The sequence below is a fragment of the Agarivorans sp. TSD2052 genome (assembly GCF_023238625.1).
Classification (GTDB): domain Bacteria; phylum Pseudomonadota; class Gammaproteobacteria; order Enterobacterales; family Celerinatantimonadaceae; genus Agarivorans.
Genome location: NZ_CP096670.1, coordinates 584,320 through 597,633, shown reverse-complemented (window position 1 = coordinate 597,633; position 13,314 = coordinate 584,320). Strand labels below are relative to the sequence as shown.

Sequence of the window (13,314 nt, the reverse complement as noted above, 5' to 3'; positions counted from 1 at the left end):
CCTCGCTCTGCACTCTCTTTGTAGCCAAACAAAAAATGCGAATAAGGACATCACATGAAGTTTGTTAATTGGTTTCGGCGCTTTGAAGAAAATTTCATTGCCTTTCTACTGGTCGCGATGACCCTACTGGTTTTTGTAGAAGTGATTATGCGCTTTGTCTTTAATACGGGGATCCACTGGGTCCAAGAAGTCACACTATATAGTTCAGCATGGTTAGTGCTACTCGGAGCAAGCTGGGGCGTGCGTGAAGGCGCCCATATTGGTGTTGATGCCTTTGTGCGAATACTCCCTCCAGCACAACGTAAGCTACTGACCTTGATCGCTTTAGCACTATGTTTATTTTACTGCGGCTTATTTATGTATGGGTCTTGGGTGTACTTAAGCAAGCTACACATGATTGGTATTGAAATGGAAGACTTACCGATTGAAAAATGGAAGACCATGAGTGTTCTATTTATCGGCTTTGTTTTACTAGTCATTAGATTTTTAGAAGTGGCTTGGAAGGTAATTACTGACCAACAAGATGGTTTCCATCTCGCAGACGAAGCTAAAGACAGCATGCTCTTAGCTGACGAAATAAAAAAACAATAAGCATTAGCGGCAAAGGATTTGACCATGACTACCTTCACTTTATTTCTGCTTTTATTTGTATGCATGCTGATTGGTATGCCCATTGCGATTGCCTTAGGGCTCGCAAGTATCACTACTATACTGTTGTTTTCTAATGACTCTTTGGCGTCAGTGGCATTAAAACTGTTTGAAGCCACCTCTGAGCACTACACCTTGTTAGCCATTCCATTTTTTATTCTATCGTCAGCCTTTCTATCTACAGGTGGGGTGGCGCAACGGCTGATTAACTTTGCCATGGACAGTGTTGGACATATTCGCGGAGGCCTCGCCATGGCATCTGTATTAGCGTGTATGTTATTCGCCGCTGTCTCGGGTTCTAGCCCAGCCACTGTAGCCGCGATTGGCTCCATTGTCATTGCAGGCATGGTGCGCTCGGGCTACCCCGAGTCATTGGCAGCAGGCGTGATCGCCAATGCGGGTACCTTAGGTATTTTAATTCCACCCTCCATTGTTATGCTGGTGTATGCGGCCGCTACAGAAGTATCGGCTTCACGCATGTTCATGGCGGGGTTTATACCTGGCATTATGATGGGCAGTATCTTAATGATTGCTATCTACGTGGTGGCAAGAATCAAAAATTTACCTGCTCAACCCTATCCTGGTTGTCGCCAGTGGGGAATATCAGCCCTTAAAGCCACCGGCGGCTTAATGCTAATTGTTATTGTATTGGGTTCTATCTATGGCGGTATCGCTAGCCCGACTGAAGCGGCTTCTGTGGCTGCGGTCTATGCCTTTCTGGTATCGGTATATGGCTATCGAGATATAGGACCGATTAAGGACCAAGCTTGGAAAAACCCCGGAGAAAGTAACGGGGCCGCCGCCGCCCGTAACTTGGCCTTGTTTCCAATCAGCATCATAAAGTCAGTCACCAACGAAGAGGTTCGCCATGTATTAAAAGACGCAGCAAAAGTCAGCATTATGCTGTTGTTCATTATTGCCAACGCTATGTTGTTTGCTCATGTACTCACCACTGAGCGGATCCCGCATATGATTGCAGAATCTATCGTGGCGTATGGACTGCAGCCTTGGGCTTTTTTAATCGTGGTAAATATTTTGCTGCTAATTGCGGGTAACTTCATGGAGCCTTCTGCCATCTTGCTAATCATGGCTCCGATCTTATTTCCAATCGCAACCCAATTAGGAATTGACCCAATCCATTTAGGGATCATCATGGTAGTGAACATGGAGATAGGGATGCTTACCCCACCGGTAGGCCTAAATTTATTCGTTACCGCAGGGATTACCGGAAAAAGTATGGGTTGGGTCATTAAGGCGTGCTTACCTTGGCTAAGTCTACTATTGTTCTTCCTAATACTGATTACGTATATCCCACAAATTTCTCTGTTCTTACCTGAATATTTCGACCGCCTCAACGGCTACTAATAAGCTAATAAGGCCTGCAGAGCAGGCCTTATTTTATAACTTTTCCATTCTTCTTTGGCGACGTCGTAAGGCATCGTCAAAACGACGTTTTGCTACTTCAGTCGCGGGTTTAAGCGGAGGAACCTTTGCAGAGTTTCCTTGTTCGTCAACAGCAACCATGGTGAAAAAGCAAGAGTGAGTATGACGCACGGTTTGTTCTTTAAGGTTTTTAGCGATCACCTTAATACCGATTTCCATTGAAGTGCGACCGGTATAGTTAACCGATGCCAAAAATGTAACAAACTCTCCAATTTCGACTGGGTTTTTAAACAGCACCTGATCGACGGATAAAGTCACCGCATAATTACCACAGTATTGTATCGCTGTCGTGTAGGCCACTTCATCGAGCTTCTTAAGCATGGCGCCGCCGTGCATTTTCCCCGAAAAATTTGCCATTTCCGGGGTAACCAAAATATTCATTTCAGTTTGAGAGTTATCCATAATTCGCCTAATTGGATTTGTGGGGCTACCTATAGCAGCCCAATAGATCTAATGTTATAACGCTGAGAACTGCGGTTTAATCGGTTTTCAATCCATATTTCTCTAACAATGAATACAGAGTTGGTCTAGTCACTCCCAATAAACCCGCGGTATTAGACACATTACCATTACTTAAAGCCATTGCTTTATTAATGGCTTGTTTTTCTGCGGCCTCACGCACATGCCGTAAGTTCAAGGCCAGTTTTATTTGTTCTTCGTCCCCCAACGGTAAGGAGAGGTCTTCAGCAGATATCTGTTTACTATCAGCCATAATCACTGCTGATTTCACCTTGTTTTGCAATTCTCTAATATTGCCTGGCCAGCGGTGACTAGTGAGAGCGGTAATAGCGTCATCACTGAAGCCATTTATATTTCTTTGCATTTGCTTGTTGTAGCTTTGTAAGAACGCTCTAGCCAACAAAATAACGTCTTCACCGCGGTCTCGCAAAGGAGGGATATTTATCGTTATCTCGCTAATGCGATAAAATAAGTCTTCTCGGAATTCTTTCTGTTGCACCATATCTTGTAAATTTTGGTGAGTAGCGCAAACAATTTTCACATCAACAGGGATCTCTTTTCTACCGCCTACTCGCTCAACAATTTTTTCTTGTAAAAAACGCAATATTTTAGCTTGCAGCGAATAAGGCATATCGCCTATTTCATCAAGAAATAGAGTGCCGCCGTTGGCACACTCTATCTTACCTTCAGTTGTTTTATGCGCGCCGGTAAATGCCCCTTTTTCAAAGCCAAACAACTCACTTTCAAGCAAGTTTTCAGGTATCGAGGCACAGTTAATGGCAATGAAGGGATTATCTTTACGTGGACTTTGCTGGTGAATGGCCCTAGCGAGAACCTCTTTACCGGTTCCACTTTCCCCAAGTAATAACGTTGTCACTTCTGTCGGGGCTATACGCTCAACCATACGGCACACTTTTTGTACCTGCGGAGAGTTCCCCAAAAAGCCGTTATTATCTAATGACGCCCCCTTTAGGGCATCATTTTCTAACTCGATATTGGCGACCCAGAAAGCGCGAGCAATAATCACCGACAAGGTATCATCATCGATCGGCTTTTGATAAAAATCATGCGCCCCCATAGCAATCGCCATCAGTGCATTCTCTTTGTCTTCATTGCCGGTTATAACAATCACTTTCAACTTGGGGTTGAGGTCTAGCATTTCTTTTAAGGTCGCCAAACCTTCGCTAGCATTTGCTTCATCGGGGGGCAAACCTAAATCAAGGGTAACGACTTTGGGTTCATAACGCCTTAGCGCAGTAATCGCCTGATTACGATCACCCGCTACCACTACCTGATAGTCGCTAAAACTCCATTTCAACTGTTTTTGAATACCCGGATCGTCTTCAACAACCAGTAAGGTTTCCATCGTTATATCATCCATTTAGCTAAATCTTATGAATAGGTAGGTAAAGCTTGAATAAGCTGCCTTCACCCAAACTACTTGTTACTTGAATGTGCCCGCCGAGTTCTTCTACGAAGCGCTTGGCATCGTATGCTCCAACACCCATCCCTGCATTCCCTTTGGTAGTATCAAACGGCTTAAACAATCGCGTATCGATAAACTCGACACTCATGCCTTCACCATGATCTTCAACCTCCACGATGCACTCTTGTGATTGGCAATAGGCGCGAACAATAATCTCTCCCTCATTGTCGCTGGCATCTTGGGCATTTTGCACTAAATGCGACAACACGTTCACAAATCTTTCTTGGTCGCCCACTAACTCGAAATCTGGCTCCGCAGAATATATTAGCTTAGGTATAGGTACATTCAAGGATCGCGACACCACCACCTGTTGCAGCGCGCTTTTTAGGCCGAACGGCGCAACAACTGTATCAATACGTTGTTTCTTGCTTAAATGCGCCACCACTTTGGTTAATCGAGCGGCCGCAGAGTCAACGGTTTCAAACGCATCGTCAATAAACTCTGGATTATGTTTGTGTTTAACTGCATTTTTTGACATTAACTGCAGTTGTGCCAGTACATTCTTTAAGTCGTGTACCAGATAAGCTGACATTCGATTAAACGTATCGAATTGCTGGCTCTCTGCTAAGGCCAAGTTTGAACGGTGTAAGTTCAAAAAAACCGCTAATTGGCGACTAATTGCCCGCATCAAATCCCTGTCTTCCCAGTTTACACTATGGATAGCCGTCGGTGCGGACAGCAAAATAACCCCTTTAAAACCGGCACTGGTGCTAGCAGGAATAACATAACTAAATTTCTCTATTCTGGATAAATCGTCGAGTGACACTTTAAAAGGAACGACCGATAAATCCTTTTTCAGCTCTTCAATATCCACGATCCATTGGTGCTCAATGGCGTGAGCAGCCAGGCACTCCAAACACAAAATGGCCTGCGGGTCATCATCGCGTAGGTTATAACTAGCCTTAACGGTAAAGCGGCCATTTTCAACAATCGCTAAGCTGGCATAACGACAGTCAAATGGCTGGTTGATCGCCTTTAAGGCAATAGCATATGGTGAAATACCATCTTCTTCGAGAACCGCTGCAAACTTCATCCATTCTTCTCGGTACTCATACTTATTGGCAAAAAAGTGTTTAGTGATTTGGACTTTCAATTTCTTTCGTAAACGTTCCGACAGAAACAAACTCACCAATATCAAAACACTTAAGGCAAAAAAACCATTCTGTGCAATGTTGCCCCAATCACCACCTGCATAACGAATATAGTAACCCACTAGGGCCATTACCAATAAATAGCCTCCAGCAACCACCAACAAAGTGCTGTGATAAATTACATCCCGTGAAATGTAAATTTTGGTCGACCAACGCTTCACACGTCTAGCGCTTAACAATACTAATGGCGCGGCCAAAATAGCGACAGGACCCCGTAAGCTCCAAAAATCAAAAGAGATACCAGAGGTTATCAGCGCGTTCGCATAGAGCGCAAAGTCAAAGGCAAACATTCCCCCTAGACCCAAACACATGGGTTTTATAGTGGCCCTAGCGCTAACGTCAATCCGTCGATATAACTGCTCAATTAACCACAAGCCAATAACCGCTTGTGACAACTGTGTGATTAACCACAATTGGTTTAACCCCAGTTTAAAGCTAGCGCTTAACAACTGACAAAGCGCGACAAAAATCAGGGCAATTAGGATCCCTTTGCGGTGCGCTGATCCAGTAAAAACATTGCCAAGAGAAAATCGAGGAGCAATGGTGGAATAAAGCAGTAAGAACCACAATCCATTGCGTAAAGTCTCAAAAAAATAGAGGTAACCGAGGGGTAACGAAAACCGCATCTGAGCGGCGGCTAGCCCAGCCCAGAGCACAGTAAAAAATACCGCTAAACTCAAGGCTAAACGTTGAAAACCACTTTGCTTAGTTGTCAGTAAAAGTAAACTAAACACCAAATAACAAAGTGCAGCTAAACTGTATCCCAATAAACCAACAATAATACTCAATCTAGATCATCCATATGCAGAGCGTATAGCTTCTTAGCTCGATAACTAACTATTTTCGCCTAACTCGACAATGTCTTTACGCTTCTTTTCAATCATTTTATCTAGATAACGAATAATCTTGATTTTTCTCAACACCACTTCCTCTAGGTAACTAGACACATCGAGTAAATTGGCCTTTATTTTGTCATCGCTTAAGTTAATGGAGTGATGCTCTGAAGGGCTCTCGTCATAGCTACGACCAAGAAGCGCCTCTATGTCACCACCATGCTGTTGAACTGGGGTAGCTTGTAACGACCCTGAAAGTTCCCCTCCCATTTCTTCAATAACAGCAGCGACATCCTTTTTCTCAATGCGATGTAGGTCTTCAAGAAAAGCGTATAAAAACAAACGGTCAGCAAAAATATTGATTTTACGCGGGACACCCTTGGTAAAGTCGGCGATTTGCTGGAAAATATCTTCGTCTAACTTCGGGTTTTGCTGCCAGCCAACTTTGTTTAATCGGTGTAAAATGTACCCTTGGGTTTGCTCCGCATCAAAAGGTTGTAGGTGGCATGAAGCAATTATTCGCTGCCTAAACTGCTCCATCTCAGGCAGTTCAATAATCGGCTTTAACTCTTCCTGCCCTAACAAAAAACTTTGGAAGAGAGGCTTGTCGTCTAGTTGAAAATTCGACAACATTCGCAATTCTTCCACCGTTTCTGCCGGTAAGTTCTGGGCCTCATCAACCACCAACAAGGCGCGTTTCCCTTGCTTATGCAGAGTTAATAAATATTGCTCAAAACGCTTTAAAATTTCAGCCTTATTTAAACCCTCTACATCGATATTAAATTGAGCCGCTACTAATCGAACTAACTCATCGGGACTTAATCGTGTGGTTGCAATTTGGGCCGCGACAATCGACTCATCGATAGAAGCAAGCAAACTACGTGCAATAGTGGTTTTACCTGTACCAATTGGGCCAGTAATCACAATAAAGCCCTCGCCCTGAGAGAGACCATAACGCAGATAAGAAACGGCTCTATCATGATGGGGGCTAGCAAAGAAAAATTTTGGATCGGGGCTAAGTTTAAATGGCTTGTCACTTAGCCCAAAGAAAGATTCATACATGTTTAAAACTGCTTAGTCGCGTTGATAGAAACTCGGTTTTCGTCATAGCTTCGATCAACGAAATTCGAGCTACGATGGGTAAATTGATAACGATAGGTTAAGAAAAAACCTTCGATAAGATCTTGTTCTAAAGATAAGTCATAACGGCTATATTTATCGACTTGATCGGTGCCAGTAAGACGGTCGAATGTATAATGATCATAATCAAAAGCAAAAGCTATAACCAACTTGCGACTGAGCTTGTGGTCGATACCAATGCCACCACCGTAAGTGATATCTTTTACAAAATCAGTTTCATCTCTTAAGCTCGCTCTAGTCTGATGACGAAGTTCGAAATCGATACCTGAGCGACGTAAATCTAGCGCGGTTGTCCAGCGAAGTGTTTTATCCAGCTTTTGTTCTTCAACAGTGTCGCCCTCTACAAAAAATCGACGGTCAAAGCTGGTAGGCTCTTCAATATAACTTATATCGGTATTAATGCGGCGTTTTTGATGAGTAAATGTAAACTCGTAAGCGTCACCATAAAATCGCTTGCTGTACTCAAAGAACAATTTAGTGCGACGATTGGGCTCAAGGTTTACTGCAGCGCCTAAGTAGTCGTCATTTTTGTCTTTATCTAACGAGAAATTATAACTCAACTCTAGGTAACTCAAGCGAGAGCGAAAGTAACGAATAGCCGGGCCCCAGCTTTCTGACTCGCCGACTTTTGAAGAAGAGCTGACCCCTTGCAAGTAGCTTTCAGCGTAATAACGAATAAACGGACTGAAACCAGAGCGTTGTTGTAAACCAAACTCGCCTTTGTATTTAATATTCTCTGTTTCTTGAGAATTTCCGCGCGCTTCGCGCCTGATATAATCGGAGTCAACTAACCAAAATACGGTATTAACTTTCTGACCATTTTTAAAAACGAGGGACCCATCGAAATCATTATTATTACCTCGGTCGTCTTCATAACGATACAAGCTAGCAGCTGCTCGAGCATTTAAATCGATCCACTTTCGGCGATTTGACTGATAATTTAAACCAACACCTATCTCGCTACCTTGAATCAAATCGCCTGAAATTACATCGGTAATGGCGTTGCTACTAAATTCAGCAGGTAATATATCTACTGCTGCTACAGCGTCTATACTAAAGCCACTACCGCCAAGTTTTTTATCGGCGGTAAAGTCGAGTTCATGATAGAGTTTATTTTTGTTGGCATCGTAAGAATGGTAAGTTTGCCTCGCTCGGTAATCTAACGAAACTTGACCGTCTTTACCGGTAATTTCGGAAACAACCCCTGCGGACAATATGCCAATTTCACCCGACTCTGGTGATTCTTCAGTTAAGCCTGCGTTGTCGGTATAAACCAACTCTGCACCTATTTCAGGGCGGAATTGCACATCAGCTGCATACACCGATGCAGACAAGCCCATAGCGATAGCAAGCGCAAGAACAACACTAGGCGCTGCGTTCTTCCTCATATCCATAGCCATATCCGTAGCCATAACCGTAAGTCCCTGTTTTACCGTGCACTGCTTTATTTAATACGTAACCGATCGCTAGATCTTCACTAAATTGCGATACAGCTGATTTAATCGCTGCCATTTTGGTACTGTCTTGCTCAACGACAACCACTGCTTGGCCAATGAAATTGGACAACACCACCGTTTCATTAACCCCTAAAACTGGCGGGCTATCAAATAACACAACCCGGTCAGAATAACGACTATTCAATTCTTCAGTAAGCGAACGCATTTTATCACTGGCCAACAACTCATTACTTAAATGATGAGGCATACCAGCTGGCATAATCCTTAGATTGGGGATGTTGGTGTGATAGATCACATCCGCGATATCGTCGGTTTGACCTAATAGGTATTCCATTAAGCCCATATGCTGGCCAATGCCTAAAGTTTTACTGACAGTGGGCTTCAGCACATCGGAGTCTATCAACAAAACCGTCTTGTCTTTCTCTAAAGCTAGGCTTAACGCCAAGTTGATTGAGGTGAACGTTTTCCCCTCCCCAGGGTTAGCACTGGTCACCATTATTAGATTACTTTTGTTTTGAGGAATTAAGCCTGTCTCAAAAGCATTTTTTAACAGTTTACGTTTAATGCCTCGGTACTCATCACTTAACATTCTTGTCTCTCTAGTTCGAATGTCAGAAAGCATACCTAAACGCTTCAATACTGCTGAATCAATTTGTAAAACCGGTTTATCATTTCTGGCTTCGCTTTGAGTAGCATCTAATGGCGCGGATGGCTGCTCAATACGGTTTTCACTTGACTCTTGGTTGGCTTGAGCTTGCTTTGCTAGCTTGCCCATCGCTTTTTCTATCGTACTCATAGCAAGCCTACCCCAGCTAATCCGGTTATAATTTTATTGTGTAAGCCGGGCAGTGCATTAATCACCATAAATCCGACAAAACCGCATAATAAAATGGTATTTGATAAGACAAACAATCGCATTTTTCTCTTCTCAATGCCGATTAGCCCTGAGCTTTCAGTGGCTGACACTACGCCCAATACAGGGAAGCCAGTTTGCTGATAAAGCTGCTGCACACTCGATACCGCAGGATTTATCTGACTAAAAGCTAATGACAAACCACCACCAACAGCTAGAGCAAAGATTAACACTGCGGCAATCAACAATGGTCTTTTGGGGCCTGAAGGCTCTAAAGGTACACGCGGAGCATCAATGACTCTAAATTTAATATCATCGGTAGTTTTACCGGCACTTTGAGAAATTAAGGCGCTTTCTCTACGCGATAGCAAATCTTCATACTTAGACTTGGTGATTTCGTAATTACGATTTAAGCCAGTTAGTTTGGCCTCTACATCTGGCACTTGGCGTAACTGTTCTTCTAGATCATTTACTTTAGCGTCATGCCGTGATTCGCGAACTTTCAACGAAGCCACTTCGTTTTCGAGCTGGCTGACGGTAATCTTTAAGTCTTGATAAATCACTGACTCAGAAGCGAGGGCTGCCGGGCTTTTAGCCGTAATTAACGCATTGTCTTTTTGTTTTTGGAGTGATGCAATTTGGCGTTTAACTTCAATCACATCAGGGTGGCGCTCGGTGTAACGCAATAACAAATCATCTAAACGCGTTTTCATAGCGACAATACGGTCATCAAATTCTGTACGAACTTTCGCCGTTTGTTGTGAAGCCAATATTTCTTCGCTAGCTAGTTGCGAACGCGCAGAGACTAGCTTGGTTTCGGCTTCGCTCAACTGCAGACGAGTCTCTTCAAGCTGCTTCTTTACACCTTCCAAATTACTGTAATAAGTAGACTCTTTGCCCGGTAAAAAGGCGGTATATTCTTGCTTGAACGAGGCCAGCCTTTTTTCAGCTTCAATTAAGCGCGTTTCATACTCTTCAATCTGCTGATTAATAAAAGAATTAGCCGTATCTGTATCTTGGCGTTTCTCTCCTAAAGTATTTTCAACAAAAACATCCAGAGCGGCCTGGACCACATCTCTAACGTATTGCGGAGAATCAGCTTCAAAAGTAATGGTGTATAGGTTTTCACGACGTGTTTTGTTTATCTCAATATTGTCTTTCAAATTGTCCAACAACACGTCATATTCAGCCCGATTGTTAACACGAACATCAGCATCGCTGGCTCGAGCAATTTTTTCTAGGTTGCTGCGGCTAAGCAAAGTTTTAACCATCATGGCCAATTCCTGCGACGGATCGGTTTGAATAGCTAAACCTTTCAGCAGAGGTTGCAATAACGAGCGAGTGTCGGCATAAACTCGAGCTTCAGCGGTATATTGATTAGGCAGTAAAGTAACCGCTATCCAACCAATAGGACAGATGATCCAAAGTGCGATCAAAATATAGCGGCGCTTTAGCCATACCCCACGCAGGTATTGCAAAAAGTCCTCAATTAAATCTTGCATTTAAACGACTACTCCGACTAAAACCAAGCTTCTGGGATAATAATAATATCACCAGGAAGGATATCTACATTGGCTTCAATCTCACCATCTTGTATTAGCTTACCGACCATTACATTATACGAACGTTGCTCACCACTAACCACTCGAACCAAGCGAGCATTGTCGCCGTCAGCGTACTCTGTTAAGCCGCCTACCTGAATCATCACATCTAATAAGGTCATGTCTTCGCGGTAGTTTATGGCTTGGGGCTCAAAGGCTTCTCCGATGACCCGGACTTGCTCACTAAACGGCCCTATAAAGCCATCAACAGTAACAGTTACGATAGGATCACGAATAAATTCTGCCAGCTCTGACTCAATAAGACGGGCCAACTCTGTTGGAGTTTTACCAGACACTTCTAAGTCTTCAACCAAGGACGTTGATACCATACCGTCGGGACGAACGATGAAGGTTCCCGATATTTCAGGGTTGCGCCAAACAAATATATTAAGCACATCTCCAGCACCGATAAGATACTTGTATTCCGCAGGGTTTTTGGTCAACGAAGGGTTGACCGATGCACTAGGCAAATTTGGTAAAGAGTTCGAACACGCGGTAAGGTAAAAACTAACCGCGACAAAAGAGAGCAACTTTATTACTACTTGATTGATTTTTTTCATAGCACTATCCATTACGCTGAGTGTCGATCAACAAACATTGATTGATAAAATCCTTTTGACCATCATAGTGCGCGAGTAAGCATCTTGTAAATCTATTGGGCTAAATAGTTTTAATTTATCGACATTTTTAGGTAAATCAGCCGATGTAAAGCAAAAGTAACAAAATTGTTTTTTAATTAGTATCTATGAGCATTCAGGTTTTTGGTGGCTCTAGTAGTAAATCTCGGTATACTGGTAAATTAAAAATCAAATTTCAATTTGTTTCAAGGAAGAAGCGTGGCTGGTTCGAAGTTTCACAATTTAGACCCTGGTAGCAGAGCTATCATTTTTGCTGAGTTTTTGGCGCTGCTAACAATATTTGTTATTGGCGTTGAGCTGTTGCGATTTACGGGGTTTGAAGGCATTCCCCCTTACGGCGAAGGTACTATATTAATGCACTTGGTTGCATTTACCTTCCCTATTCAGTTATCAATATTGTCAGTTGGACTTTATAACCAAAAAATCCGAGAAACGTTTCGGGGTGTAATAAGACGACTGCTGGTTAGCATCGCCCTTGGCTACTTCATTTCCTCTGTTATTTACGTATTAACGCCTTTAGATGTTCTGCCGGGTAACTTTAGAGAGTTGTTATATGCAGCTGTCATGATCGCTCTCACCACCATCCGTTATTTTGCACTCAAGATGCAATATGAACATATGGGCAGAAAGCGTATTTTGGTACTAGGAGCAGGAGAGCGAGCAAGCATTATTGAAAAAAGAATGCGTCGAAAATCTGATCGAGTGAGTTTTGAGATGGCGGGTTTTGTCCGCATGCAAGGAGACTCCGAAGACGGCATCAAGCGCGAGACTATTTTAGAACTAGACCAGCCTCTAGAATCATTTGTTTTAGCTAATGGCGTAGAAGAAATCGTTATAGCGGCAGATGAACGTCGAGCGAATTTACCCGTGGATAGCTTATTTCTCTGCAAGCTGCGCGGTGTAGAAATAACCGACATCATTGATTTTATCGAACGCGAGTCGGGCCAAATTGCGGTCAACCTTATCTACCCTTCTTGGGTCATATACAGTAATGGTTTCCACTCTACCAACTACTTACGTAGCTCGCTAGACTGGATTTGTAACACCTTCTTAGGGCTAATTGTTCTTCTACTCACCTGGCCACTCATGCTCATTACTATTGTGATGATAAAAATCGAAGAGGGGATTAAAGCTCCAGTACTTTACTCTCAAGAGCGTATTGGCCTAAATGGCCAGCCATTTAACATCTTCAAATTTAGAAGCATGCGCACCGATGCAGAAAAAGATGGAGCCAAATGGGCACAGAAAGAAGACCCACGAGTCACTAAAGTGGGTAACTTTATTCGCAAATACCGTATCGACGAGCTACCGCAAATATATAACGTACTAATCGGTGATATGGGATTTGTTGGACCTCGCCCCGAACGCCCATCGTTTGTTAAAGAGCTGGTATTATCTATCCCTTATTACAACCAGCGCCACAATGTTAAACCCGGATTAACTGGCTGGGCTCAGCTGAAATATCCCTACGGAAGCACTGAGGCGGATGCCTTAGAAAAGCTAAAGTTTGACCTTTATTACATCAAGCATCGCAGCTTTTTGCTTGATTTATTAATTTTGGTGCGCACTGCTGAAATAATTTTGTTTGGTAAAGGGCGCTAATTT

11 protein-coding genes are annotated in these 13,314 nt (G+C 43.1%); 3 read left to right on the top strand and 8 right to left on the bottom strand.

Translation table 11 applies throughout. From position 1 onward, the window contains the following. Positions 1-54 precede the first annotated feature (54 nt). Together M0C34_RS02775 and M0C34_RS02770 are read left to right on the top strand one after the other, a co-directional pair. Complete coding sequence (locus M0C34_RS02775) at positions 55-591, top strand: TRAP transporter small permease (RefSeq protein ID WP_248714133.1); 537 nt, start codon at positions 55-57, stop codon at positions 589-591. 24 nt (positions 592-615) lie between these two features. Continuing rightward, positions 616-2,013 (top strand): TRAP transporter large permease, encoded by a 1,398-nt coding sequence (locus M0C34_RS02770; RefSeq protein WP_248714132.1) that lies wholly within the window; start codon positions 616-618, stop codon positions 2,011-2,013. A 33-nt stretch (positions 2,014-2,046) separates the two neighbouring features. Here the strand turns inward: M0C34_RS02770 and M0C34_RS02765 are convergent, their stop codons facing one another. From M0C34_RS02765 to M0C34_RS02730, 8 genes are all read right to left on the bottom strand, one after another. Next, the gene (locus tag M0C34_RS02765; RefSeq protein WP_248714131.1) at positions 2,047-2,493 is read right to left on the bottom strand and encodes an acyl-CoA thioesterase; all 447 of its coding nucleotides are present in this window, start codon (positions 2,491-2,493) and stop codon (positions 2,047-2,049) included. Between the two features lie 76 nt (positions 2,494-2,569). Continuing rightward, positions 2,570-3,916, bottom strand: coding sequence for a PEP-CTERM-box response regulator transcription factor (gene prsR, locus M0C34_RS02760; RefSeq protein ID WP_248715583.1), 1,347 nt, complete (start codon positions 3,914-3,916; stop codon positions 2,570-2,572). A 19-nt stretch (positions 3,917-3,935) separates the two neighbouring features. Next, on the bottom strand, positions 3,936-5,975 hold the full coding sequence (gene prsK / locus M0C34_RS02755; protein ID WP_248714130.1) for an XrtA/PEP-CTERM system histidine kinase PrsK: 2,040 nt from the start codon (positions 5,973-5,975) through the stop codon (positions 3,936-3,938). 45 nt (positions 5,976-6,020) lie between these two features. Continuing rightward, positions 6,021-7,082 carry an XrtA/PEP-CTERM system-associated ATPase gene (locus M0C34_RS02750; protein ID WP_248714129.1) on the bottom strand — a complete coding sequence of 354 codons (1,062 nt, stop codon included), beginning with the start codon at positions 7,080-7,082 and terminating at the stop codon, positions 6,021-6,023. 2 nt (positions 7,083-7,084) lie between these two features. Further along, entirely contained in the window at positions 7,085-8,554 is a 1,470-nt protein-coding gene (locus M0C34_RS02745; protein WP_248714128.1) for a TIGR03016 family PEP-CTERM system-associated outer membrane protein, read from the bottom strand. Next, the gene (locus M0C34_RS02740) at positions 8,526-9,413 is read right to left on the bottom strand and encodes an XrtA-associated tyrosine autokinase (RefSeq protein WP_248714127.1); all 888 of its coding nucleotides are present in this window, start codon (positions 9,411-9,413) and stop codon (positions 8,526-8,528) included. Before M0C34_RS02740 ends, M0C34_RS02745 begins: the two co-directional genes overlap by 29 nt. Beyond that, positions 9,410-10,972 (bottom strand): XrtA system polysaccharide chain length determinant, encoded by a 1,563-nt coding sequence (locus M0C34_RS02735; protein ID WP_248714126.1) that lies wholly within the window; start codon positions 10,970-10,972, stop codon positions 9,410-9,412. Before M0C34_RS02735 ends, M0C34_RS02740 begins: the two co-directional genes overlap by 4 nt. A gap of 17 nt (positions 10,973-10,989) precedes the next feature. Continuing rightward, the gene (locus tag M0C34_RS02730) at positions 10,990-11,631 is read right to left on the bottom strand and encodes an XrtA/PEP-CTERM system exopolysaccharide export protein (protein WP_248714125.1); all 642 of its coding nucleotides are present in this window, start codon (positions 11,629-11,631) and stop codon (positions 10,990-10,992) included. Between the two features lie 276 nt (positions 11,632-11,907). On the opposite strand from M0C34_RS02730, the gene M0C34_RS02725 reads away from it, so the two are divergent. Further along, the gene (locus M0C34_RS02725) at positions 11,908-13,311 is read left to right on the top strand and encodes a TIGR03013 family XrtA/PEP-CTERM system glycosyltransferase (RefSeq protein WP_248714124.1); all 1,404 of its coding nucleotides are present in this window, start codon (positions 11,908-11,910) and stop codon (positions 13,309-13,311) included. Positions 13,312-13,314: the final 3 nt, after the last annotated feature.